Annotated in this window: 28 protein-coding genes; 19 read left to right on the top strand and 9 right to left on the bottom strand. The window is 59.3% G+C overall.

Features of this window, described 5'->3' with window-relative positions; genetic code table 11:
* Position 1 precedes the first annotated feature (1 nt).
* Positions 2-694, bottom strand: a complete 693-nt coding sequence (locus ABD919_RS03700; RefSeq protein ID WP_345233903.1) for an XRE family transcriptional regulator — start codon at positions 692-694, stop codon at positions 2-4.
* A 369-nt stretch (positions 695-1063) separates the two neighbouring features.
* On the opposite strand from ABD919_RS03700, the gene ABD919_RS03695 reads away from it, so the two are divergent.
* The 17 genes from ABD919_RS03695 (at position 1064) to ABD919_RS03615 (ending at position 13754) form a co-directional block, all read left to right on the top strand.
* Entirely contained in the window at positions 1064-1342 is a 279-nt protein-coding gene (locus ABD919_RS03695; RefSeq protein ID WP_345233901.1) for a hypothetical protein, read from the top strand.
* Positions 1343-1528: 186 nt separating this feature from the next.
* Positions 1529-2158, top strand: coding sequence for a hypothetical protein (locus tag ABD919_RS03690; protein WP_345233900.1), 630 nt, complete (start codon positions 1529-1531; stop codon positions 2156-2158).
* Positions 2159-2374 carry a hypothetical protein gene (locus tag ABD919_RS03685; protein ID WP_345233898.1) on the top strand — a complete coding sequence of 72 codons (216 nt, stop codon included), beginning with the start codon at positions 2159-2161 and terminating at the stop codon, positions 2372-2374.
* A 72-nt stretch (positions 2375-2446) separates the two neighbouring features.
* Complete coding sequence (locus tag ABD919_RS03680) at positions 2447-2719, top strand: hypothetical protein (protein ID WP_345233896.1); 273 nt, start codon at positions 2447-2449, stop codon at positions 2717-2719.
* Positions 2712-3020, top strand: a complete 309-nt coding sequence (locus tag ABD919_RS03675; RefSeq protein WP_345233894.1) for a hypothetical protein — start codon at positions 2712-2714, stop codon at positions 3018-3020. The genes ABD919_RS03680 and ABD919_RS03675 overlap by 8 nt, the downstream gene beginning before the upstream one ends.
* A 21-nt stretch (positions 3021-3041) precedes the next feature.
* Positions 3042-4175, top strand: coding sequence for a DNA polymerase III subunit beta (gene dnaN, locus ABD919_RS03670; RefSeq protein ID WP_345233892.1), 1134 nt, complete (start codon positions 3042-3044; stop codon positions 4173-4175).
* 14 nt (positions 4176-4189) lie between these two features.
* Positions 4190-5329 carry a DUF5131 family protein gene (locus ABD919_RS03665; protein ID WP_345233891.1) on the top strand — a complete coding sequence of 380 codons (1140 nt, stop codon included), beginning with the start codon at positions 4190-4192 and terminating at the stop codon, positions 5327-5329.
* A complete protein-coding gene (locus ABD919_RS03660; protein ID WP_345233889.1) occupies positions 5322-5747 on the top strand; it encodes a hypothetical protein in 426 nt (141 codons plus the stop codon). Before ABD919_RS03665 ends, ABD919_RS03660 begins: the two co-directional genes overlap by 8 nt.
* Positions 5737-6384 carry a 3'-5' exonuclease gene (locus tag ABD919_RS03655; RefSeq protein ID WP_345233887.1) on the top strand — a complete coding sequence of 216 codons (648 nt, stop codon included), beginning with the start codon at positions 5737-5739 and terminating at the stop codon, positions 6382-6384. The genes ABD919_RS03660 and ABD919_RS03655 overlap by 11 nt, the downstream gene beginning before the upstream one ends.
* Positions 6381-7619: a hypothetical protein gene (locus ABD919_RS03650; RefSeq protein WP_345233885.1), complete on the top strand. Its 1239-nt coding sequence runs from the start codon at positions 6381-6383 to the stop codon at positions 7617-7619. Before ABD919_RS03655 ends, ABD919_RS03650 begins: the two co-directional genes overlap by 4 nt.
* A gap of 2 nt (positions 7620-7621) precedes the next feature.
* Positions 7622-9064 (top strand): DEAD/DEAH box helicase, encoded by a 1443-nt coding sequence (locus ABD919_RS03645; RefSeq protein WP_345233883.1) that lies wholly within the window; start codon positions 7622-7624, stop codon positions 9062-9064.
* A complete protein-coding gene (locus tag ABD919_RS03640) occupies positions 9061-9402 on the top strand; it encodes a hypothetical protein (protein WP_345233881.1) in 342 nt (113 codons plus the stop codon). Before ABD919_RS03645 ends, ABD919_RS03640 begins: the two co-directional genes overlap by 4 nt.
* 2 nt (positions 9403-9404) lie before the next feature.
* Positions 9405-11876, top strand: a complete 2472-nt coding sequence (locus ABD919_RS03635; protein WP_345233879.1) for a BT4734/BF3469 family protein — start codon at positions 9405-9407, stop codon at positions 11874-11876.
* 254 nt (positions 11877-12130) lie between these two features.
* Positions 12131-12487 (top strand): hypothetical protein, encoded by a 357-nt coding sequence (locus ABD919_RS03630; protein WP_345233877.1) that lies wholly within the window; start codon positions 12131-12133, stop codon positions 12485-12487.
* A gap of 31 nt (positions 12488-12518) precedes the next feature.
* Positions 12519-12902 (top strand): VRR-NUC domain-containing protein, encoded by a 384-nt coding sequence (locus ABD919_RS03625; RefSeq protein ID WP_345233875.1) that lies wholly within the window; start codon positions 12519-12521, stop codon positions 12900-12902.
* Between the two features lie 12 nt (positions 12903-12914).
* Complete coding sequence (locus ABD919_RS03620) at positions 12915-13148, top strand: hypothetical protein (RefSeq protein WP_345233873.1); 234 nt, start codon at positions 12915-12917, stop codon at positions 13146-13148.
* A 39-nt stretch (positions 13149-13187) separates the two neighbouring features.
* Positions 13188-13754: a hypothetical protein gene (locus tag ABD919_RS03615; protein ID WP_345233871.1), complete on the top strand. Its 567-nt coding sequence runs from the start codon at positions 13188-13190 to the stop codon at positions 13752-13754.
* A 45-nt stretch (positions 13755-13799) separates the two neighbouring features.
* On the opposite strand, the gene ABD919_RS03610 is transcribed toward ABD919_RS03615, so the two are convergent.
* The 8 genes from ABD919_RS03610 to ABD919_RS03575 form a co-directional block, all read right to left on the bottom strand.
* Positions 13800-14354 carry a hypothetical protein gene (locus ABD919_RS03610; RefSeq protein ID WP_345233869.1) on the bottom strand — a complete coding sequence of 185 codons (555 nt, stop codon included), beginning with the start codon at positions 14352-14354 and terminating at the stop codon, positions 13800-13802.
* On the bottom strand, positions 14354-14956 hold the full coding sequence (locus ABD919_RS03605; protein ID WP_345233867.1) for a phage virion morphogenesis family protein: 603 nt from the start codon (positions 14954-14956) through the stop codon (positions 14354-14356). Before ABD919_RS03605 ends, ABD919_RS03610 begins: the two co-directional genes overlap by 1 nt.
* On the bottom strand, positions 14957-15145 hold the full coding sequence (locus tag ABD919_RS03600) for a hypothetical protein (RefSeq protein ID WP_345233865.1): 189 nt from the start codon (positions 15143-15145) through the stop codon (positions 14957-14959).
* Positions 15124-16440, bottom strand: a complete 1317-nt coding sequence (locus ABD919_RS03595) for a phage minor head protein (protein ID WP_345233863.1) — start codon at positions 16438-16440, stop codon at positions 15124-15126. Before ABD919_RS03595 ends, ABD919_RS03600 begins: the two co-directional genes overlap by 22 nt.
* 113 nt (positions 16441-16553) lie before the next feature.
* Positions 16554-17816, bottom strand: a complete 1263-nt coding sequence (locus ABD919_RS03590) for a phage portal protein family protein (RefSeq protein ID WP_345233861.1) — start codon at positions 17814-17816, stop codon at positions 16554-16556.
* A 3-nt stretch (positions 17817-17819) separates the two neighbouring features.
* Entirely contained in the window at positions 17820-18233 is a 414-nt protein-coding gene (locus ABD919_RS03585) for a phage protein Gp36 family protein (RefSeq protein ID WP_345233859.1), read from the bottom strand.
* Positions 18234-18235: 2 nt separating this feature from the next.
* Positions 18236-19663, bottom strand: a complete 1428-nt coding sequence (locus tag ABD919_RS03580; protein WP_345233857.1) for a phage terminase large subunit — start codon at positions 19661-19663, stop codon at positions 18236-18238.
* On the bottom strand, positions 19650-20135 hold the full coding sequence (locus ABD919_RS03575; protein WP_345233855.1) for a winged helix-turn-helix domain-containing protein: 486 nt from the start codon (positions 20133-20135) through the stop codon (positions 19650-19652). Before ABD919_RS03575 ends, ABD919_RS03580 begins: the two co-directional genes overlap by 14 nt.
* A gap of 70 nt (positions 20136-20205) precedes the next feature.
* Between ABD919_RS03575 and ABD919_RS03570 the strand changes: the two genes are divergently transcribed.
* A complete protein-coding gene (locus ABD919_RS03570) occupies positions 20206-21393 on the top strand; it encodes an ATP-dependent Clp protease proteolytic subunit (protein ID WP_345233853.1) in 1188 nt (395 codons plus the stop codon).
* 67 nt (positions 21394-21460) lie between these two features.
* Positions 21461-22561, top strand: coding sequence for a phage capsid protein (locus ABD919_RS03565; RefSeq protein ID WP_345233851.1), 1101 nt, complete (start codon positions 21461-21463; stop codon positions 22559-22561).
* Positions 22562-22638: the final 77 nt, after the last annotated feature.

Here is a 22638-nt window from a genome sequence, read left to right as displayed (position 1 = left end):
GCTAAAGCGGCACATAGGCAGCCCACCGCACCCGCCAGATAGCCCGAATGTCTTCGCCTCTGACTGGGAAAGAGCCGTCTTCTGGATTATCGGAGTGGAGCATAAGCAGGCCGTTTTCCAACAGGGTATTATTCTTTACCCGCTTAACTACGAAACTGTCATTATAGATAATACAATAGATGCCACTGGGCAGGTACTGCCAGTTACTCTGCACCACTGGTGTTACAACAACTTTGGCGCCGCTGCGCAGGGTAGGCTCCATGCTGTCGCCGTTCACTTCAACGACCAGAGCATCGGTAAACTCTTTGGTATCGGGGATATCAATGACTGCCATCGATTCGGCCTGTTCCCAATTGTATTTGTGGGTGTCATCGGCAAAAGACTCGGCAAAGGTTGCCCGCGCCCGAATGGGCAAATAAGGGAGTACACGCAGGTTTAGATTTTCGATAGGGATACGAGTAGCGTTCCGCTGTCGGGGGGAAACATCAGTGGACTTTAGGAGATCTTCAACGTCCACATCGAACTCAGATGATAGTTTGACTAACGTTTCTACTGACGGCTTACTTTCCCCGGTTTCAAACTGGGAAATAGCGGCCCTGCTAACACCGATTTTTTTAGCCAAATCCTGCTGTGTAAGTCCGGCCTGCTTACGGAGTAACTTTATTTTCATAGCGGCGGTGTCTTTTTGTGGCATTTAAGTAAGTATTGCTTTCAAGTTTTAAGGAAAATGCTTACTTTAGGCATTTTTCCGATAGCAATACTTGACTTAGAAAGCATTGCTTACGTACCTTTGAAATGTCAAGTGATTGACAAGCCAAATGTAAGTAAAGGAGATTGACATGCAAGCAAAAAAGACGGATTTAAGCAAGCTGCTTCCTTATGGAGCGCAAGCGGCAATTGCGAAAAAGCTGGGAATTTCTCGTCAGGGAGTTGCTGATGCACTTGCCGTAGGCCGGCCCGGGAACCGTGTGGTGATAGAGGCATTGCGCATTGCGCGCGAATCAGGCAGCCTCGCTGCTGCCCAAGACTTAGCCACCCTTAACACGGCCCCAGCCGCCTAGTCATGACAACCGTCATGCCCTTCGCTACACCTGCCGATATCGCCGACTTACGTCGCGAATTCCTTGCCTTACAAGCATTCGTGCAAGAGTTCGTGAGTAGTCAAGATGATGAAGTCGACACCAAAACGGCTCTCAAGCTCACTGGCATCAAGTCGCGCACTACGCTCATTATGGAGCGTGAACGGCCCGGCACACTGCTAAAACACGCCAAACATGGCCGCAGCACCAGCTACTCAAGAGCTAGCTGCATAGCCTACAAACGCGCTAAACGTCGCGGCTAATTTCTCACCCCTTCACGCTCCCCCTCCATGCTCTCACTCCGCGCCCGCCTTTCGGGCTTGGTGTTGCTGGCAGCCCTGGTAGCGGCCCTGTGCCACACCTAGCGCCTACTCGCCTCCGACTGGCTTTCCGGCCACCTCAGCCACGGCCCTCATTAAAAGTCCATAAACCCCAAAGTCCATTAAGTCATGTCATTCCTCCCAGAAAACTACGAAGTACCCACCGCCGGCGGTGGTGATTATACCAAGCTCCAGGCTGGCCCCAACGTGCTGCGCGTCCTCAGTAAGCAGCCAGCTATCGGCTACGAATACTGGAACGACGCCAACAAGCCCGTTCGCTGCTTGGAAAACCCCGGCAAAGCCCCTGCTGGTATGCGCAAAAAGGCCCCCAACGGTGGCGACGAGCGCGTGAAAGAGTTCTGGGCTATGGTGGTGTACAACTACGACACCGAAAAGATTGAAATCTGGCAAGTAACCCAGGTGGCCATTAAGTCGGCCATTCAGGAATACAGCCGGCATGCCAAGTACGGGCACCCCAGCAAGTACGACCTGACCATTACAAAAACCGGCTCGGGCCTGAACACGGAATACTCTGTGGTAGCTGATCCGCCCGAAGCCATCAGCGCCGAGGTGCTGGCGCTGGCCAAGCAGACGCCCATCAACCTGCAGGCGCTGTTCGACGGTGGCAACCCCTTCGAGGCCAGTGCAGCTGCCCCAGCTCCCGCACCGAAGCCGGCCGCTAAGCCCACGCCGGCGCCGAAGCCCAAGCCCCAGCCGGTACCAGCGGGCACGGACGATGACAACGACCTGCCTTTCTAAATGACGCCGGCTGAATTCGCTGCCTTTCTGCGCCGTGCTTTTCAGGTCAACACCTGGTATGGCATCCCTGCCACTGAGCGGGCGCTGCGCCGGGTCGACTGCAAGCTCAGCCCGGCCACCATCTGGAAGGCAGCCATGAAAGCAGGCTGGGCCGAGCACTACGCCGGCAACGATGAATACTGTTTGCTGGCGGAAAAGCTGCCAGCTGTGGAATAAAAAAGGGGGTGTCGCCTGGAACGCGACACCCCTTTCATTTCAACTCCTTCAAAATTAACAGCCCCCAAAGTTATGGGAAATTATAAAGACGAAAGTCGCAAAGACTGGCAGCCCAACCCGGCTGGGCGCCAAGTCACCAACGATGAAATCATGCTGGGGTGCCTGCAGCGCCTGGCTGATGCGGCCGAGCGCCAGGCTACTGTTGCTGAGCAGCACCTGAAGCTGGCAACTGCCACCAACACCCGCACCCACCAGCTCGAGGCGCTGGTAAAGGAAAACGACCGGAAAATCACCAGCCTGAAAGGCTCCATCAGCAAACTGAGAAAGGAGCTGAAAGGTGAGTAAGCTCCCCGCCTTCTCGGGCACCTGCCGGGCCCACGAGCTCACGGCTCAGGCCGCCCGCCGCGCTGCGCAGGCCCAATACCTGGAACAGTGGCGCCGCCTCTCCCCCGACCAGCTGCGTGCTGGCGCTGAGCGGAATTTCGGCAGCATGCTCCTGAGCATGGTCGCCGTGCTCGCTCTGGCCTTGGGCTACGCCCTGCACCTGAAAGCCCAGCAGGCCGCGCCGCCGGCTCCCACCGCTCAGCACTACCAGGAGGAACGCACCGCCCGCGGCCTCGAATCCCTCACCTGGCGCAACGACTAGCGCCCCAACCTCGATTCTCCCATGCCCAAGTTTATTGTAAGCAGCAGTGCCCTGCTCAAAGCCCTGGCCCCGCTGGCGGCCGTCATCACCAACAACCCGGTGGTGCCCATCCTGGAAAATTTCGTGTTTCACATCGAGGACGGAAAGCTCACCCTTACCGCCTCAGATTTGGAAGTTTTCGTCGTTACCTCATTGCCAGTCGAAGCAGGTAAAGGCGATGTATTCTCTATCTGTGTACCGGCACGTATCCTGAGCGACGTGCTGAAGCAGCTGCCTGACCAACCGATTACCATCACCGTCGACCTCGACGAAAACCGGGTACAGATTCAGACCGCCAACGGCCGTTACAAGCTAGCGGCTGAAGATGCCAGTCAGTACCCCCGCAAGCCCGAGCCTGGTTCCCGGCCGTTGCTCGAGCTTCCCTCATCAGTGCTGCAACGGGCCATCAGCAAAACCCGCTTCGCCATCAGCACCGATGAACTGCGCCCGGCCATGTGTGGCGTGCTGGTGCAGCTCACACGCACCCAACTCACCTTCGTGGCCACCGATGGCCACCGCCTGCTGCGGTACCGTCGCACCGACCTAGGTGCCGGCGAGGAGCGCAACCTCATTATTCCGCGCAAAGCGTGGAATCTGCTGAAAAACCTGCTGCCGTCCGATGCTACCATCGTGGCCACCCAGTTCAGCCAGAGCCAAGCCTTCTTTACGTTCAACCAGTACCAGGTAATGGCACGGCTCATCGATGAGCGGTATCCCGACTACGAAAACGTGCTGCCGGTGAGCAACCCCAACGTGTTGCTCATTAACCGGACCGAATTGCTGCAGGCAGTACGCCGCTGCGCCCTGGTAAGCAACAAAATGACGCACCAGGTGCGCTTGAAGCTGGCCGATGCCGAGCTGACTATTTCGGCTGAAGACCTGGACTTTTCCAACGAAGGCACTGAAACGCTGGCCTGCCAGTACGACGGCGATGCCATGACCATTGGCTTCAATGCGCAATTCGTGCAGGAGTGTCTTACAAACCTCGACAGCGAGGAGGTGACGCTGAGCATGAATAACCCCGACCGCGCCGGCCTGCTGGCTCCGACGCAGGCCCAGCAGGGCGAGGACGTGCTGATGCTGGTGATGCCGGTGATGTTGAACCAATACGTGTAAGGAGGGCCCACATCATGGCTGAAAACAGCAACATCGAGTGGACTGACCACACCTTCAACCCCTGGCGTGGGTGCACCAAGGTTTCGGCCGGGTGCAAAAACTGCTACGCCGAAACGCTGAGCAAGCGCAACCCCGCCGTGCTGGGGGAATGGGGCCCCAACGGTACCCGCGTAGTAGCCGCTGAATCTTACTGGAAAGAGCCGCTGAAGTGGAATGCCAAGGCCCTGGCTAGCGGCACCCGCGCCCGGGTGTTCTGCGCTTCGCTGGCTGATGTATTCGAAGACCGGCCCGAGCTGCATACGCCGCGCCTGCGCCTGCTGCGCCTCATCTACGACACGCCCCAGCTCGACTGGCTGCTGCTCACCAAGCGGCCGGAGAATATCGTTCCGGCAATAGAGCAGGCGCACCATGATGGATGTGCGTACTTCAACAGCCAGGCGGTTAGTGAGGGCTATTTCACTTTTATCGAATGGCTAGGCGCGTGGCTCAATGGCTCGCCTCCTACCAACGTCTGGTTGGGCACGTCGGTAGAAAATCAGGAGCAGGCCGACCTGCGCATTCCTCTGCTGCTCGAAGCGCCCGCTACTGTGCGCTTCCTGAGCATGGAGCCGCTGCTGGGCCCGGTGGATTTAGGCCGTGTATTTATGCTCTGTAAGCATTGGAATGGCCAAGGTGGCGACCCCAATGTTTATGGCAAGTATTGGTGGAAGCGCCAAGCTTTAGTTTGGGCCGGGTGGGAAAATGGCATCAACTGGGTAATCGTCGGTGGCGAGAGCGGCCCCAAGGCCCGGCCAATGCACCCCGACTGGGCCCGCTCCCTGCGCGACCAGTGCGAGGCAGCGGGCGTGGCGTTTCACTTCAAGCAGTGGGGCGAATACCAGCCGCTACCGATAGAAGACAACCCGGCCTTTGCCGGAGGACGCTTCTTTAAGCACCCCAATGGCAACACCTGCGGCATCAGCATCACCGAGCCGGGCAGCTCCTTCACGCCGGGCGTGCGTCGGTTAATGCAACCCGGCGACACAAACGGCCTGGGTATCATGTTGTCGCCTGACATCTTCGCGGCCAGGGTCGGCAAACACGCTGCCGGTCGCCAGCTCGACGGCCGCACCTGGGACGAGCTTCCTAAAAGAAAGGAGGTGCCCAGTGAATAACCTGCGCATCCTCTCCCTCTACCTCGCCGCCGGCATTCCCGTCGAGCACAAGGCCCACGGCCGCGGCATCCTGAAGGGCCTCCCCTTCTGCCAGGTGCCGACCGAGCGGGCCGTGGCGGAAGTTGCCTTCGACCCTCCTAATGCGATGGGAATGCACGACATCGAGGATGTCGCCAATGTGGTGCCCGTGCTCTACGACCTAGCCGACCTCGACAAAGTGCTCAATGAGCACCCCGATACGGGCTACCTATTCGACCTGCTCGGTGGCTTCACCGACACCGACCTGCAGCATTTCGCCCTGGTCACCGATACCGTCCGCGCCCTAGGCGTGGCCCTCAACATTCCCGAAGGCAGCTACACCCGCCGTGCTCTGCCCGCCCCACCCGAACAGCTCAGCCTTTTCAACAATGCTGCATAATCTAGTAGTCTTCGATTTCGAAACCACCGGCTTCAATCCGGTGACCGACCGCATCGACCAGCTGGCCGCCCTCAAATTCGAGGGTGGCCAGCTGGTCGATGCCTTTTGCCACCTGGTGCGCACCGGTGCCGACGTGCCTCAGGATTGCGTCGACCTCAACGGCATCACCCGCGAGATGTGCGACCGGGAAGGGCTGAACGAGGAGTTGGCCTTTCGCCTGCTGCGCAACTTCATGGGCACGGCCACGCTGGTAGCCCACAACGCCAGCTTCGACACCAGCTTCCTACACCAAGCTTACCTACGGCTGGGTGGCAAGGCACTGACCAACAATTTTATCTGCACCAAGACGCTGGCCGTGGCGCACCTGCCCCGCCTGAGCAGCTTGGGCGCCGATGCCCGCACCGGCAAGCCCTTCGGCCCGCATACCCTGAGCAATCTGTGCCTGCACTACGGCATCGTGCTGGAAGGGGCGCACCGAGCCCTTAACGACGTGCAGGCCACTTACAAGCTGCTCGATATGCTGCGGGCCACCTGGAACGAGGAGGAAGTCGTGGGCTTCCTCAACTGCTGCGGCCGCGGCCCGAAACATCACCCCCAACGCGGGCTTCCGCCCCATGCCAAAAACATCATCCAATGAGCCAGACCAACCAACCTAGCTGGACGCTTGATGAGCTGAAGGCTACCTATTATCAACCTTCCGACACCTGCCAAACCGACCAATTGGGACAATGGCTAAAGGTGTCGACTGAAGACGCCGGCGGCGGTGATTACTACATGGTACTCGAGTCAGTGCGCTGGGCTATTGATTCGCCCGAAGAGTTGATGGCGCTGCTGGCTGACTTTCAGCGTCGGGCGCAAGGTCTGGGCATCATGCTTGCACCAGTGCCCGCAGCCAGACCTACCCCAGACTATTTCCAGGAATCCAGTGCCGCGCCGCGCCAGGTTAATCCAAGCTGCGACTGCGGTACCGATGGCTGCAGCTTGTGCTTTGGTGTGGTACGTGAGCAGGCAGTGCCGGCGGCCCAGAGCACGAGCACTGAACCCGCTACTATCGACGGCACCCACGAAACCCTCTATCTGTGCGATAAATGTGGCCACGATGGTGGTTTGGCTTTTGACGACTGCACCCAGCCAGGGTGTAAAGGCATGTACCTGACCGGCCGCCAGTCGATGGGCCCGCACAAGGTTCACGAGTACGGATTCGGTATGCCGGCCGGGCCCTACCCGGTGGATGCCATCGACATCGATAAAGTGCGAACAGTGACTGTGAAGCCGGGCGACTCCTACGACGAGGCCCTACAGAAGCTGGCCACCAATGGCCACGAGCAGGCTCAGGCCGAAACTAGTGAGCCCGCAACCGCCTCCGATACCCCCGAAAACAATGACACGTCGCAGGCATGGAGTGAGGAAGATGATAAGCTTTTGGTAGCTAAGTATTCGGTAATGTCGAATGCAGCCCTGGCTGCGCTACTCGACCGCTCCGAACGGGCCATTCAACTACGGGCAGGGCGTTTGCAGCTAAAAAAAGCCGCCACTTATAAGCCCGTTCGTCGGCCCAAAAGCCCCGAATCACCGCGTGCTGGCAAGCGCAAGGCCAACAGAGTGACACCCGTAACGGAACCTGCCCCAGCACCCGAAAAGCGCAGCTTTACAGAGTTCCTGGCAGATAAGGCCCCAGAAATTGCCGGCAGCCTCGACCAGGACACCCACGCCCGAATCACCAAAGCAGTGCGTGAGTTAGGCGGGCGCCTTTTATCCAAAGCCGACACCACCGAAAAGGCTAAGGCCCTGGGCTTGCTTAGCCGCTACGAGTCGATGCTGCACGAGGTGCCTGGCGCCTCCGATTTGTACACCCGCCTAGCTGCCGAGTAGTAATGAGTAACCTACCCCAACTCCGCAACTACCAGCTCGCAGTTATCGAGGGCGTGCGGGAGCAGATGAAGCAAGGGCACCGCCGCATCCTGGTGGTGGTGCCCACCGGCGGGGGCAAAACCACCATCGGCGGCTCCATCATTCACAGCTCGGTAAGCAAAGGCCACCGCGTGCTCTGGCTGGCCCACCGCAAGGAGCTGGTCGAGCAGGCCCACGAGCGCATCAGCGACCGGCACAAGGGCTTTGGCATTCCCGCCGGCGTGATGATGGCCGGCCACCCGCCCCGCCGCAAGCATGCGGTGCAGGTGGCCAGCATTGCCACCCTCATCCGGCGCGACCTGCCCACGGCCAAAGTAGTCCTTGTTGATGAAGCCCACCACTCGGTAAGCCCCAGCTTCCTGAACATGCTGGATAAGTACCCCGATGCCGTCGTCATCGGTCTCACGGCAACACCCTACCGACTCGACGGCCGCGGCCTGGGTGACGTGTACACGGCCATCGTGGCCCCGGTGAGCATCGGTGACCTGCAGGCCCAAGGCTACCTCACCCCCGTTCGATATTTCGGCACTCGCAAAGATTTGGAGCCCAAGCTCGATACCGTGAAGACGGTGGGCGGCGACTATAAGAATGACGAGCTGTATAAGCTTTTCGATAAGCGGGCCCTTTACGACGGCGTAGTGGCCAACTACGTGAAATTTGCCAACGCTTCGCGGGCCATCGTCTTTAACATCAACGTCGAGCACTCGCTGAAGGTGATGGAGGCCTTTCGGGCCGCCGGCATTGCCGCATACCACGTCGACGGCGAAACGCCCCGCGCTGAGCGTGAAAGCATCCTGGCAGCCTTCAAGCGCGGTGAGTTTGAGGTGCTCTGCAACGTCAACATCCTGACGGAAGGTTTTGATTTGCCGGCCATCGAAACCGTGATACTGAACCGGGCCACCAAGTCGAAGTCGTTGTACCTGCAGATGGTGGGCCGTGGGCTCCGGCCGGCGCCGGGTAAATCGGCCTGCACCGTGATTGACCAGGGCGGCAACGTGCGCCACTTCGGCCCGGTGGAGCATCCCGAGGAGCATTCCCTCGAGGCCACACCCAAGCGCAAGAGCGGCAGCGGTGCCACCAGCGCCCCGCCGATGAAGACGTGCCCCCAGTGCGAACGACTGGACCTGCTTTTCGTGCAGCAGTGCCCCGAGTGTGGCCACGTCTACAGCTCGGGGGAAATGAAGCTAGAGCAGGAGGAGTTTTTGGAGCTGACGGACTTCCTGCCCAAAAATGTGGTGGTACCAGGTGCTAAAAAACCGGTACCGGACCATCTCAAAAAGTCGTGGCTGGACATGAGCAAGGAGGAGTTGAAAGAATACGCCACCATTCAGGGCTATAAGCCGGGCTGGGTGTACTGCCAACTCAAGCGCCAAGAGCAGGCGCAGGAAGGAGCGATGGCGGCATGAGCACCCCAATCGAAGGCTGGGCCAGCACCAACCCCGGTACCACCAAATACCACCACTACGGGCCCGATGGCCAAAGCAAGTGTAGTTATCAAAAGGGTACTGGTACCAGCCTGCATTTCCATCCGCAGCCAGAGCAGCTGACACCAGCGGAATGCTGCACCAGCTGCGACCTGCATATTCTGAAGGCCAAGCATCCGGAGCGCTTCAACAATCATCCGACCCTGCCCATCGACCGCCAAAGCAAGTGGCAGCAGAAGCAGTACGGCACCCAGGCCCCAGAGGCCCCAGCACCGCAACCGACCCCACCCCCAGCAGCTACCCAGCTGACCCTATTCTAGCCATGATGGTTTCCCTTTTTTCGAGCATTCAGCAAATTACCAATGGCACGACCGCCGCCATTGAAGACGTTCTAGGTGGGATTCAACACGGCGAATGGCGGGAAGTCGTGGAACAGGTACGCACCTGCGAAACCAAAACCGAGCAGCGCGAAGCCAAGAAGCGCGTGCCCTACTTCACCGTATCGGGTACCTTCAGCAAGCGCAACGACGCCGGCCTGCTGCAGCACTCGGGCATGGTGTGCCTGGACATCGATGCCGATAAAAACCCAGGCACTGACCTCAGGGCAGCCCGGGCCTTGGTGGAAGATGATGACTACACCTTCGCGGTGGCCACCAGCATCAGCGGGCTGGGCTGGTTCGCCATCGTGCGCATTCCCACCACCCACCACGAGCAGAGCTTTCGGGCGCTGGCGGCCTACTACCTCGAGCAATTTGGGCTTGTCGTAGACAGCCTGCCCGACGTGTCGCGGCCGCGGTTCGTGAGCTATGACCCGCACCTGTACTACAACCCCGAGGCCGAAGTATTTGCCGAGGTGTTGGCGGCGCCGGCGCCGAAGCCGACACCAGCCCCGGTACCGGCCTCCTCGTTCCAAGCCGGTCGACGTGGCGAGGGCTACGGCCCCGCGGCCCTGCGCACGGCCGTGAATAAGGTGCTCAGCGCCCCCGACGGGCAAAAGCATTACACCCTCAATAAAATGGCGTTCCTGTGCGGGGGCTACGTGGCCGCCGGCCTGCTCAGCGAAGCCGAAGCGCGGGAGCAGCTGCGCCAGGCCATCGGCTGCCGGGAGGTGACCGATAGTAAAAACGCCTGGAAAACCATCGATGACGGCCTGAAGGCGGGCCAGGCCAAACCGGTGCTGCCCGAAAACATGCAGCGTATTGTGCGTCAGCACCAGCGTGAAGAATCCAAGCGCGAAACCATTATTCAGACTTTGGCTGTCACCAGCGGGGCTTCTGCCGCTGCCCTGGCCCCAGCGGTGGATGCGGTCTTAGCTGAGCCCAACCCCACCTTACTCACCTTCTGGCGGGTAGTGTACAAAGAAGGCAAGCGGGCGGCCCAGGATACGTACAAGTTGCTGCTCGACCGCACCAAGCTGCGCGACTGGCTCCGAGATGAGGGCTTTAGCTTCCGGCCGGCCGGCGCCGGCGGAGCGGTCGAATTTCTGCACACCCACGACAACATCGTGCGCCTCGTGGAGCGCTACGAGCTGAAGCAGCATGTCATCGGTTACGTCGAGCAACTGCCGCCCCGGTTCGACCACATCGAGCGCGACGACTTATTGGAGGCAGTGCTGACCCAGGTACGTAGCCTGTTCGACAAGGAGGTGCTCGACTGCCTGCCACCGCTGGCTGGCCAATTCCTGACTGATGACGCGACCACAGCCCGCTATTTCTTCCGCAACTGCTGGGTGGAAGTCACAGCCACCGGCGTGCAAGTGCTCACTTATACTGCCTTGCCCGGACTTATATGGGAAAGCCAGGTGCGGCCCCACGACTTTGTAGCTCTCGATCACCTGTCAGCCCAGACATGTGACTTCCACACCTTCACGGTCAACATCACCGGTGGTGACCCGCTGCGCCTAGATGCCCTGCAGCGAGCCATGGGCTACCTACTCCACGGACATAAAGACGATGCCCAGGCGCGGGCCGTCATCTTCGTTGATCAAGTGGCCACTGCTGGCCAGCCCGCCGGCGGCACTGGCAAGAGTCTGCTCATGCGCGCCATCGGTGAACTGGTCAAGGTCACCCAGCTACCCGGCGCCACCTTTCGCTTCGATGATGACTTCCGATTTGCCCTCGTCGAGGATGATACGCGCATTGCCTACTTCGACGAGTGGGACGGCCGCCGGCTGCCATTCAAAAAGCTGTTCACGGAAATCACCTCCGACATGGTAGTGAACCGCAAGAACAAGCCGCAAATCGTCATTCCTTTTGCCCGCAGTCCCAAGTTTGCCATCACCACCAACGACATGGTGGCCGGCCAGGGCAGCAGTCATGAACGCCGCAAAATCGAGATAGCCCTCGCCCCCCACTACTCCGAGCGACACACGCCCAAGGATGAGTTCGGCACGGGCTTCTTCAACCAGGGATGGGATGCGTCTGAGTATAAGCGTTTTTTCAACCTAGCCCTCGGCTGGGTCCAACAATACTTGGCTCACGGCCTGCTGCTGCTGGACTCCGACGACATTCAGGCGCGCAAAATCGAGCAGGATACCTCCCCCGAGTTTGTAGAGTTTGCCCAGGCCGTGATGACTCTTGAGGGTAATCCTTTGGATAACAAACTGTGGGCAGCTGACCTCTATAATCAGTTCATTGACGAAACCGGCGAAAGCCGCTCCCGCTTCACTCTGCGGCACTTTATGAAGTGGATGGAACGCTTCGGTTACACCAAGGTGCGCAACAAGCGTCGCGACGAACGACAGAATCAATTCTTCTTCATCAAGCCCCAAAGCGATTGCGGCACGAAAAGCTAAAAACGCTCGTGCCGCAATGGGCCCTTAATAGTCAGCTACTTACAAAGATTACATACAGACACCCCATTCCTTGATAAGCGTTTGTACTTTTTTTATACGTGTAGTTGTAAAAAATTGATAAAGCACAAAATAATACAGTAAAAGGAGGGGTTGTTTTTTAGTCCAAAAGGCACCCATTAACGATCTAATTTTCAAATCGTCAGCTGCGGCACGAACATTTTTAATTTTTCGTGCCGCACCTAACCGATCAGTTTATGCCCCGTCACATCGCCAACCGCACCACTGCCCAATTGCTCGACGATTTGCGCCACCATATGACCATCCTACGCGTCCGGCAGCGCAACCTGGGCATCTTCTTCAACGCCCAGGCCGCCGCCCGCCTCAAGTCGATATATGAATCGATTGACCGCACCATCACTGAGCTAGCTACCCGCTCAGAAACCTCAACTCTGCTCACGGCAGCCACCGAGCTGCGTGCGGCCCAGCGCGAATACTTGGCGCGGAAAAACGACGTGCGCGAAGTACGCGAAGCGCCCAATAGTGGCTTTCAGCGTGCACAGGCAGAGCTCATGCGCTGCGAGGTGCAGCTTGACCCACTGCTGGGCCTATAATGCTTCCAAAACTCCCAGAAACTACCCCATTATGACTACCCCTGCCACCGACAAAATCTTCACGGAATCCGGCCTGCAAGCTGCCTGCCATACCTGGTTTCACAACACCCACCCCGAACTGCGCGGCCTGGGCTTCATGATTCACAACGATGGGGTGAAGCACGGCATACAGGCCAGCCAGGACAAAGCCCGCGGCTTGGTGGCCGGCATTCCGGACTGGTGCCTGATGGTGCCGCGCCGCGAACCCTGGGGCTTCATCCACGGCCTGTTTGTCGAGTTCAAGGTGGGCCGCAATAGCCTCGATACCATTCAGCTCAGGCGCATCGAGCAACTGCGTGCGCAGAACTACCAGGTAGAGGTCGTGCGCGAGCTGGACCACTTCCAGCAACTCATCACGGAATACCTCACCGCTTAATGCTCCCGCCTTATGCAGAAAAGTACCTCTACCCTGACATTGACCCCGGCCCAGGCCCGGGCCGGCACCCGCCAGGCCAACTACGACAAGCGCAACCGAAAAATCAAGGACGCCTTTTTCAAGCGTTACACAAATCAGCCCCGTCCCAAAATCTACACTCGTGAGTACGTCATCAGCCAGTTGGCTGAGGAGTTCAACCTGAGCATGGCACGGATTGAGGATATCCTCTATAAGCAGGCTAAGTAAATAATTTGGCTACCTTGGGCGCACACTAACTGTTCATTTATGACACCCAACCCACCTAGTTTAAAGAATTTAGGCCAGAAGGCTTCTTTTGAGGACAGTGTAAAAGCTATCCTGTCCCAGCGTGAGGAAGTAGAGAGTGCTAAACTGCGAAAAGAGGAAGAAGACAACAAGCTCAAAGCTCATATCGCTGCAGAGGGCCCTTTGCGTGCAGACAACTTCTTCAAAAGGGTAAAATCAGCTATTGAGGCAAGATTATCGACACCAGAAGCAAGTCGATTATTTGAACTGAATAGTCTTCCTCAGCACCCGTTTTCCTTATTTGTAGTTGTTGACAATAAATGGAGCCTGGGGTTTTCGGGCAACAATATGGACCTCAGCCTAACGCTAAATTCATTTGAAAGAGGGCGGGCAAACCCAATAACAATGCTCTTAATGGCGTTTCGTCTTTCTTATGATGAAAATGGCTTTTATTGGCAACGCTCCGAAAAGGCAGGAATAGACCAAACCACCCCAGGCCAATTTACAATTCGCTCCCTTGACAGAATAAATAGCGAGGATGAATTCGTAGAAGATTTTTTGGCAACATTAATCGAACTTGCCAAATAAAAAAGCCCCGGCCTCATTGGCCGGGGCTTTTTTGTAAGTGGTAACCTAGGCCCTGCTGGGCGTTGGTATCAATGGCAATATGAAGCCATCATCTTCTTCCTCTGGTGCAGGTTGCGCCCCAACCCCGACACTCAACGCCGCATCGGTCACGCTGGCCAGCTCCTGGGCCCCGTCGTTGTCGATGAGCTCCGACACGTAGCCCATGGCCAGGCACCAGGCTTCCGGATGCTGCACCCGGTCGCGGCGGTAGCTGGTACGCACCAGCGGGCCGTAGCCGTCGCCCTGGTGATGCTGCAGCGCCTTATGCACCTGCTGCACCACCTCGAGCCGGTTGAGCATGTTGTCGCGCCCTTGCGCCCCCTCATAGCTCTCCTCGCTCACCTCGACGGCTACGGTGAAGCGCAGCGTAGCCGGCCCCTTTTGGATGCCGGCGCCCAGGTCGCCCCAGGCGATATTTTCGAGATCGATGAAGACAGCCGGGTACTGAATCGGCTCCTGGTCCTCGTAATCGAGCTGGGCCATGTCAATGTCGATGGTGCCCAGGGCGGGCACCGCGGCTCGTAGGTGGTTGCAGAGCTGAGGGAATAGTTTGTGCAGCATTAGGAGTTAAAAATGCGCTTGATGTTGGTGTCGAAATAGTGTTTGATGTCGCTGGTGAGCCCCGCTGAGTCGCCCATAAACTGCCGGCGTGGTATGCGGGTGTTCATCTTGCGGGTGTGGGCCTTCACCGTCGACGTGCCGACTTGTTGCTTTACGTACTTGGCTTTGCGGGCCCCAGGTGCCGAAACTTCATCGGTTTCGTAGCGCCGCCGGCGGTGGCTGCGCACGCTGGCCACGCTATTGATGAGGCCGCCCTGGTTGTGAACCTGAGCATAGGGCGCATCAGTGGCGACCGTCACGCTTTCGCCTGGTACCACCGTCGCCACCCTAATGGAGCGGCGCAGCCGGCCAGACTTCACGAGTACCGCCCGGCCCTCGGATTCACCCTTGCCGAAGCTCTGGCGGCCCGAGATACCCGAGCGGTTGCGCTTCTCCTTTTTCCGCGCCTTCCACGGAATAAAGACGCCCCGCTCGTTAAGCCAGCCCTGGCGTTTGAAGCTGGCCACGTATTCGCGCACGGCCAGCTGGCCCATCACCCGAGGAGCACCTTTCAGGAAGCTCGCCATTTTCGCAGCGTCCTTCCGGAGTTGGTCCAGTTTCATTTAAATGACGCGCTCTTTGCCGTAGTCAGCCCCCTGGCGCTTGGCGGCATAAGACGTGCGGAACATATTGCGGGCGGTGTCTTCGCCCCAGCCCACAGCTAAGCGGATGTATTCCACAAATTCGTCTTCAGTGACGGTGAAGTTGTCGACCTTTTCCCGTAGCTCTGCTATTCGCTTGGCGTTATCCATTTCTTATGAACAAATAATGAGTGAATAGCCTCCCGGATAGGCGCAAAATCTTGTGTAGTCCACTGCGTAGGCACATCGTCGCGCTGCAGCTTCTCCAACAGGCCCAACAGGCCCTCATCGGTGGATTTCTCTGCAATATACTGCGAATATGCCCGGGCCCAAAGCTCCTCCGGACGGCTCAAATACTCGGCGTAGCTACTGGCTTCAATCGGCAGCGAGAAGTCATTTACAATACGTTGGTACGAGCCATAAAGCTGCGACTCGCGGGCCGCTTTCAGCACCAGCACCAGGTCGGAGCCGTCGGCGAATCGGGTGAGCCCGCCGGTGGGCGCCAGGTGCTGGTAGTCGAGGTAGTGGCCCAGCTCATGCAGGGCGGTAAAGGCTACTTGCTCGCGACTGGCCAGGGCGTTGCTCAGGTTGATGGAAGGAGTGCCACCAATCGGGAAGCTGAACTCGCCGTTTTCGTACCCTTTCATCTTGGCGAATTTGATGGGAAGGGGTGCCTCGCCGGCGGCCACCTCTGGCAACAGATGCACCCTGTCAATGCTGTTCAGGGCGGTACGTACCCCCATTTGCCGGTATGCAGGCCCGCTCTTGCTATACTTTACGACTTTGTATACACCGCCGGGCTCTGCTCGCTGCAGTGCCTTCCGGCTATCCTCTGAGAGCTCACTGAAATAAGGGTGCTCCTCCGGGAAGATGATGCCGGTTTTGCCTACGTTATTTGAAAACAGGGGGTCAGGGTCGGGCAGCGCTGGTAGTACCGAGCGTGGGGTAGGTTTTCCTCCTACATCAGTTACGAGAGCAAGGCAACGACAAAGCCAGCCATTGGGCGGATAGTGGGTGTTCCACCATTCATCATCGGCCGGCCGTGTGATGTTGTCCCACGCCCTGTGTTCCTCCCGCACACGGCTATCACCTGCCGTCTGATAGCTGAGCATGTCATTAGGCCCAAATTCTTGCCAGCGGGCCGCCATCTGGGCGCTGGCCACGGCGTGCTCATACTCGGCCTGCAGCCACCGCTCGTTATACTGCTCATGAATGGCCAGCGTGTCGAGCTTGAAAGTTGACCACGGCTTAATAGCGCCCGACTCATCGAGCAGCAGTTTGGTCATTGCCTTAGTCTGGTGGGCAGTTTTCGCGCCGGCGAACAGCTGCACATTATTGCGCAGAAAGTCACCCTGGGCCTCATCGGCTACCCCAAAGCCCAGGGTGACGGCTCCCTGCAGGCGGTTATTGAGCGCTTCGTACATCGCCTGGTGCAGCTCGATGCGCCCACCGCCGGCGGCATGCACCTGCTGGGCCAGCTGCTCGAAAATTTGGCGCAGCTCGTCATCTTCCCCGGCTGCGCGGGCCGAGGTGATGAGGTTGCCGTGGTGATGGGTGCAGGCGCGGGCGTAGAGGGCAGTTACGGCCGCGCCGAAGTCTTTCCCGGCGTCGGCAGTTGCTGCGAGGGGTCGGTACCTTTTTGCGGCGGGGTCGGTACCATTACCGGCTCGGGCTTTTCTTCCACTTCCACCCCGAAGGTTTCGGTGATGTACTTGGCCGGCACCCGGTAGCCCGAGTGCTGCATGATGCCTGCTACAATCTCCCACTGCTCTTTCTTGCCCAGGTTCTCCGACTCGTCCCATTTGAACTCGTAGCCAGCCAGCGGATAGCCGTGCAGCAGCAGGCGGTCCCAAAGCTCCCACATTACCAGGTTGCGCAGTCGCTGCTTATCGGCCTGGGTGTACTTTTCAGCCACCCGCTCGTGCACTTCCGACTGGCTCAGGCTGCTGCCGTTTTCCGTAGTCATCGTCTGGCCCAACACCAGCTTGCTCAACTCGGCGTTGGGGTGGTCAATCATGCCAGCAAACACCCCCGATTGAAACGTCTGGGGCAAGTGGTACTGGAAATTGGACGCACCAGGTGGCAGGATGGCATAGGCCGCCCGGCCCATGTTTTTGAGCATGTTTTCGACCTCGGCCCGGTCTTGATCATTCAGGTCCATGTCGACGGTGCGTACCGGCAGCGCGAATCGGTCGCAGTATTCGGCCCAGGCCTGCATCGCGTTTTTCTTCCACACGACGTGAGGAATGGCTTTGTGCAGCAGGCCCAGGTCGCGGGAGTCGCCCAGCTGGATAATCCACTGCGCATCGATGCCTTCACGGTAAGCTAGTCCATGCTGGCTCATCGGGGCATCCCGGATGATGCCCCGCTCCGGAATCACCATCTCGGGCTGAATCACGTCGAGGCCGGCCAGCTCACCATCCACCGGCGGCCGCAGCTCGACTACCCGCGGCCCCCAGAAGATGGACTCGACCAGCTCCTCACAGAACTTGTAGAACCAAGGCGTCTGAAACATGCGGGTCAGCTTCTCATCTTCCTTGCCGCCTTTGGTGGCCACGATTTTGAAAGGCTGGCTCAGCAGGTTCAGCTTCCGGCTCTCCATCACGCTGCTCAGGTGCGCATCGAGCACCACCTCGCGGTACAGGCGGTACAGCTCCACCCGGTCGGGGTAGTACAGATTTTCCGCATTGCTCAGGGCATTGCGCCAGTGGCTCAGGTCGGAGCGCAGGCGCATGGTCTGGTACTCGGTGATGCGGCCGGCCACCGCGCGGCGGCCCGTCTTAGTCGGCTTGGTGGGGTCAACAGCGCCCACCTGGGCGCGGAGTCGTTCGTGCAGGTTCATAGGTTACCAGCTAAGGGTTTGACGGGGGGCCGAGCCCCATTTGAAGCCACCGGTGCGGTCCTCGAGGGGCAGCAGCGGCAGGTTGGCGGATATTTTGCCGGTCGCCACGGCCTTCAGCCAGTCAATGGCCTGGTCGTAGCGGTCGATGCGTTTTTCGGGCATGGCCACCCGCCCATGCCGGGCGTGCACGGTGTAGAGGGTGATGTCGACCATATAGGTCACGATGAGGGCGCTGCGCTCCTCCCCTTCTGCCCCGAAAATGGCTGCCACGTCGTAGCGGGTGCGCAGGTAGCTTTCGATAAGTTCCTGGGCAAAAATTTCCGCCTGGGTCAGCGCCGTGGGCGTTCCGGAAAGCACGATGTCGAGCTGCTCCTGGCGAATGAGGGTGCCGTAGTCGGCAGTTACGAGAAAGCCCATGGTTAATAAGCGCGTTGGTTGGTTTCGGCACGAGTGCCCATCTTGGGTTTATTGCTGCCGGCCCGCTGGTAAGCCCGCCATTCGTTTTGGAAGCACCGGCATAGGAAGTAGTCGTTGGCGTCGGTGGCGTGGCCATAAGGCTCGTAGCTGACCTTCGTTTTGGGGTCCTGCACCTTCTTTTTGTCCTTCGTGCCGTCGCTGGCCTTCTTCACCTTCTGGTAGTCGGTGCTGGTGACGTTGCACCCACGGTCGAAGCGCAGGCGTATGCCGTCCTGCTCATGGGCCAGGATATCGTCAATCCACAGCCCCCGCATCGATACCGATGGGGCCGAGGCCTCGACGCGCAGCGTCACCTTCGGCAGCTTGCGCAGCTCCTTCACCACAATGGTGAAATCGTTGCTGCCCTGCTCGGTGCGAGTGTCGCCGTGCTTGCCGGCCGGGTCGCCGTACACGAAGACTTCGGCCTGGTGCCCGCCGTACTTGCGCATGAAGCGCTGGCAGGTGAGCGTCGTTTTGCCGTCCTGGGTGAATTCGTCTATCTGGGTGGCCTGCTTGCCCCGCACCTGCCACACGTTGAGCGTGACGCCTGGCGTTAGGTTGAAGTCGAGCGTTATGTGCAGGGGCAGGCCCGGGTTGTAGCTCTTGGCATAGTCGCCGACGTGCAGCTGGGTGTCGAAGCTGGGGTAGAACTCGCCGCCGGTCTTTTCCACGGCATTCCAATCCCCATCGAGCAGGCGTTGGCGGTCGTAGTCCTTCATCTGCTCGAGGCTCTTTTTGTAAGTGGCCACGAATGCCTTATCGGGGTTGTCGGTCACCAGGGCCTGAATCACCTGCTGGTAGGGCTTCAGCTGCACCGGGTTGTTGTCGACGTCGTACACGTACTTCAGCCGCACCCAGGTGTAGCCCGGGTTGCAGGTGATGAGCATTTTCGGAATCAAGCCGAACTCGGGCAGCATCCACCGGATGCGGCTTTTGATGATGTCGGCCCCTTTCTCCGGCACGCCGTCGTTGGCCTCTTCAATCCACACGTCGGTAATTTCCAGGGAGCCCAGGCGCTGGTAATCTTCATCGGCCGGCGAATAGGCCAGCTCCTTGAAAATTTCGCGGCTGCCGTTGGCGAAGATGAGGGCTTCCGGAGCGCCCGAGCGCGACACGTAACGGTAATCCTTGCCCATTACCAGGCCCCAGGCCGTGAGCACTTTCAGGTAGGTTACCACGGTCGACTCCTTTAGGTCGATGAGGCGCGTGCGGGCCGTTACGCCGCGGCTGCCGGCGTAGCGCAGGCGGCGGTACACCTTCCAGCACACGCCCAGGTACGATTTCCCACCGCCGGCCGCGCCGCCGTAAACGACTTCCTCGGTGGTGTCATCTTCTAGGGCCTGCCAGGCCAGGTGCTGCTTCCAGCTCGGCTTAAAATCAATGTCCACCATCGGGCTCGGGTGGCGCGGGGGCCTGGTAGTTGAAATTGAACCCCACTGCGCCCTTGTGCTCGGTTTCTGTCTTCTCGGTGAAGCCTTCCACCAGCTGCACAAACAGCTTCGCGGCCGCCGTATCGGGCGGGTAGTGCTCGGTGTAGTCGTGCTGCTCAACCGAGGAACCGCAGCCGGCCCCCATCGATACTGTCAGGAACTTGACCGCTGGGTGGGAGTAGCCAGTGGCCCGCTCGTAAAGCTTCAGGATAACATTTGGGGTCAGGTGCTGAAACACGTTGGTTTTGCCTTCCCCTAGCTTCACGCGCTTCAGGTGTGCCTTTACCGTCTTGGCCGACAAGCCAGTGGCCTCCACCAGCTCCTGCACGGTGGGTTTGCGCATCTCCTTGCGAATGATGCGGGCTATCTCTTTCTGGATTTTCGCCCGGTTGCGCTGGCTATCCTGGCGTTCTTCGTTCGGGTTGGAGGGCATAAGTAGCCCAAATGTGCCAAAAGAGGCCATGCAGCGCATTTCTGCGTGAGCACTCACGGCAAAATTTCCCTTGACTTACGGTAAATTTTCCCTTGACTACTCCCGCGAATTTGCCGCCCCTGCCTTACTGGGACAGTTTTGGGGCATCATGCAGCGCGAATTCCTCCTGTTTCAAGTCATCGAGTCGCACCACGCGGCCCAGCTTGACCAGTTCCTTTCGGAGCTGGAAGCCGCCGGCGCCCGCACGGCGACCATTCGCATCAATTCCCCTGGTGGGAGCTGGAATGCGGGGCAGCTGATGCAGTCCCGCATGATGATGAGCAAGGTGAAGCTGACCACGATAAACGAAGGCCTGGTCGGCTCGGCCGCTACGCTTCCCTTCGCTGCCGGCAATGTGCGCCAGTGCCAGCCCCACGCCAAATTCATGATGCACCAGGTGGCCAACGACCTGGGGCCTGCCGTGAACGAGGAGGCCCTGAACCGGGCGCTCGCTGCGCACAAGTCGCTCAACCGCTCGACAGCGGAAATGTACGCCGCCGTTTCCACCAAATCGGCTGACGAGTGGGTGGAAATGATGCGCAAAGAAACGTGGCTCAGTGCCGAGGAGGCCAAAGCTATTGGCTACTGCACTGAGGTATTGCCTGCCAAAGCCGGATTAGTAGCACCTGAGGCCACCATGGCCGTGGGGGCGCTGCACGGCTATTACATGTCCATTATTTCCCAATCAACCGAGATGAAGCTCGACGAAGTAAAGAATGCGCTGCGCCTCGCCGGCGTCACGCTCCCTGACAACGCCACCGAGGCTGAGGCCCTGGCCGCCATTGGCAAACTCAAAAACCAAACCGTTGAGGCGGTAGCCGCTACTCTCAAGCCGACGCCCGAAGAAAGCGACGAGCTGAAGGAACTGCGCAAAGAGCTGGAACAGCTGAAGGCTGGCCAAGCCTCGGAGCAAACCCGCCGCATCGAGGAAACGGTAAACAGCGCCGTTTCGGCCGGCAAAATCACCGCCGCCCAGAAAGACACCTACAAAGCACTGCTGGGCGCTGACTTCACCAACACCGCCAAGGTGCTCAGCGAAATGCCCGGCCGTCAGTCGGTCGCTGCCCGCACTGGTGCCGCTGCTGCCAATGGCACTGGCGAAACCCGCAACGACTGGGACTTTGCCAAGTGGGGCAAAGAAGACCCCAAGGGCCTGCGCGACATGCGCCAGAATGAGCCCGAGAAGTACCAGAACCTGGTCAACAGCTACATCGGCTAATTCTTTCACCATCCTAAAGCGGCCCCGGTCGCACCCCCAATCAACGTCGCCAATTCCTTTTTTAACCATGAAACATTTGCTCCTTATCGGTAAGCTGCTCGCCGGCTTGTTCCTCGCCGCCTTCATCGGTGGCGCCGTAGGCGCTGCCCTGGGCTGCGGCCCGGCTGTGCCCACGGCCTTCATCTTCGGTGCCCAGGTGCTGCGGGCCTGCGTCAACCCGGCGCACCAGGTAGCCGGCTCCTTTGCGTTTGAGGACGTGCTCACGAGCATCTTCACCCGCGAACTGCAAAAGGTGCTGTTTGCCGACAATGACTTTTATAAGGCCACCAAGCTGCTGAACACGGCAGCCGATGCGCCGGGCATTGCGGCCGCCAGCTACCAGATTCCCCAGGAGCTGCTGTTGCCGGAAGGTGTGGTCGACCCGGCTGTGTTCCCCCTCGAAGTGCAAGAGCTGGAAGGTGGTAATGAAATCGTGACCCTGAACCTGCTGGCCACCAAGCCCACCCGCCTGGGCGACCAGGAGGAGCTCGAAGTAGCCTACGACCGCCGGCAGAGCATCCTGAGCCTGCACTCCAGCGTGCTCGACCAGATGGCCGCCGCGTCGGCCCTCAACAAGATGTCGCAGGTAGCCGCCGGCAACCTCATCCGCACCACCGGTGCCGCCGAGGCCGCCGCCCTGCCGGGCCTGACGGGCAACCGCAAGGCCCTGACGAAAAACGACTTCATCAAAGCCGCCGAGCTGCTCGACCGCACCGACATGAAGGGCCAGCGCTATGCGCTGATTCCGGCCACGATGCACAGCCAGCTGCTCAAAATTGACGACTTCGTCAGCTACGAGAAAACCGGCAACACCACCGCCCTGGCCAAAGGTCAGCTGGGTGAGCTGATGGGCTTCAAGTTCTACAAGCGCAGCACGGCCGCCATGTTCACCGTGGGCGGGGTGGCAAAAGCCGTTGGTGCCGCGGCCGCCTCGGGCGACAACGAAGCCGCCCTGTTCTGGATTGGCGACGCCATCGGCCGCGTGGAAGGTGCCGCCAAAATGTACATCAACGAAGCGCAGGCCCAGTACCTGGGCGCCCTGGCCAACGGCGCGGTGCGCTTCGGCATGAAGCTGCTGCGCACCGACAAGAAGGGCGTGGTGGCCCTGGTGCAGGACGCTGCTGCCTAACCGCTCCCACCTAAAACACCACAAAAGCGGCCATTCTGCGGGATGGCCGCTTTTGGCGGCAAAAGCCTATCCGTTTT

Source organism: Hymenobacter saemangeumensis, from assembly GCF_039541835.1.
GTDB classification, from domain to species: domain Bacteria; phylum Bacteroidota; class Bacteroidia; order Cytophagales; family Hymenobacteraceae; genus Hymenobacter; species Hymenobacter saemangeumensis.
This window is presented reverse-complemented; position numbering and strand designations above follow the sequence as displayed.

What these genes read in the sequence shown, in the direction of transcription:
- ABD919_RS03700 (WP_345233903.1), bottom strand. Translation starts at nt 694, where the DNA reads ATGCCACAAAAAGACACCGCCGCTATGAAAATAAAGTTACTCCGTAAG.
- ABD919_RS03695 (WP_345233901.1), top strand. Translation starts at nt 1,064, where the DNA reads ATGACAACCGTCATGCCCTTCGCTACACCTGCCGATATCGCCGACTTA.
- ABD919_RS03690 (WP_345233900.1), top strand. Translation starts at nt 1,529, where the DNA reads ATGTCATTCCTCCCAGAAAACTACGAAGTACCCACCGCCGGCGGTGGT.
- ABD919_RS03685 (WP_345233898.1), top strand. Translation starts at nt 2,159, where the DNA reads ATGACGCCGGCTGAATTCGCTGCCTTTCTGCGCCGTGCTTTTCAGGTC.
- ABD919_RS03680 (WP_345233896.1), top strand. Translation starts at nt 2,447, where the DNA reads ATGGGAAATTATAAAGACGAAAGTCGCAAAGACTGGCAGCCCAACCCG.
- dnaN (WP_345233892.1), top strand. Translation starts at nt 3,042, where the DNA reads ATGCCCAAGTTTATTGTAAGCAGCAGTGCCCTGCTCAAAGCCCTGGCC.
- ABD919_RS03665 (WP_345233891.1), top strand. Translation starts at nt 4,190, where the DNA reads ATGGCTGAAAACAGCAACATCGAGTGGACTGACCACACCTTCAACCCC.
- ABD919_RS03655 (WP_345233887.1), top strand. Translation starts at nt 5,737, where the DNA reads ATGCTGCATAATCTAGTAGTCTTCGATTTCGAAACCACCGGCTTCAAT.
- ABD919_RS03650 (WP_345233885.1), top strand. Translation starts at nt 6,381, where the DNA reads ATGAGCCAGACCAACCAACCTAGCTGGACGCTTGATGAGCTGAAGGCT.
- ABD919_RS03645 (WP_345233883.1), top strand. Translation starts at nt 7,622, where the DNA reads ATGAGTAACCTACCCCAACTCCGCAACTACCAGCTCGCAGTTATCGAG.
- ABD919_RS03640 (WP_345233881.1), top strand. Translation starts at nt 9,061, where the DNA reads ATGAGCACCCCAATCGAAGGCTGGGCCAGCACCAACCCCGGTACCACC.
- ABD919_RS03635 (WP_345233879.1), top strand. Translation starts at nt 9,405, where the DNA reads ATGATGGTTTCCCTTTTTTCGAGCATTCAGCAAATTACCAATGGCACG.
- ABD919_RS03630 (WP_345233877.1), top strand. Translation starts at nt 12,131, where the DNA reads ATGCCCCGTCACATCGCCAACCGCACCACTGCCCAATTGCTCGACGAT.
- ABD919_RS03625 (WP_345233875.1), top strand. Translation starts at nt 12,519, where the DNA reads ATGACTACCCCTGCCACCGACAAAATCTTCACGGAATCCGGCCTGCAA.
- ABD919_RS03620 (WP_345233873.1), top strand. Translation starts at nt 12,915, where the DNA reads ATGCAGAAAAGTACCTCTACCCTGACATTGACCCCGGCCCAGGCCCGG.
- ABD919_RS03615 (WP_345233871.1), top strand. Translation starts at nt 13,188, where the DNA reads ATGACACCCAACCCACCTAGTTTAAAGAATTTAGGCCAGAAGGCTTCT.
- ABD919_RS03610 (WP_345233869.1), bottom strand. Translation starts at nt 14,354, where the DNA reads ATGCTGCACAAACTATTCCCTCAGCTCTGCAACCACCTACGAGCCGCG.
- ABD919_RS03605 (WP_345233867.1), bottom strand. Translation starts at nt 14,956, where the DNA reads ATGAAACTGGACCAACTCCGGAAGGACGCTGCGAAAATGGCGAGCTTC.
- ABD919_RS03600 (WP_345233865.1), bottom strand. Translation starts at nt 15,145, where the DNA reads ATGGATAACGCCAAGCGAATAGCAGAGCTACGGGAAAAGGTCGACAAC.
- ABD919_RS03590 (WP_345233861.1), bottom strand. Translation starts at nt 17,816, where the DNA reads ATGAACCTGCACGAACGACTCCGCGCCCAGGTGGGCGCTGTTGACCCC.
- ABD919_RS03585 (WP_345233859.1), bottom strand. Translation starts at nt 18,233, where the DNA reads ATGGGCTTTCTCGTAACTGCCGACTACGGCACCCTCATTCGCCAGGAG.
- ABD919_RS03580 (WP_345233857.1), bottom strand. Translation starts at nt 19,663, where the DNA reads ATGGTGGACATTGATTTTAAGCCGAGCTGGAAGCAGCACCTGGCCTGG.
- ABD919_RS03575 (WP_345233855.1), bottom strand. Translation starts at nt 20,135, where the DNA reads ATGCCCTCCAACCCGAACGAAGAACGCCAGGATAGCCAGCGCAACCGG.
- ABD919_RS03565 (WP_345233851.1), top strand. Translation starts at nt 21,461, where the DNA reads ATGAAACATTTGCTCCTTATCGGTAAGCTGCTCGCCGGCTTGTTCCTC.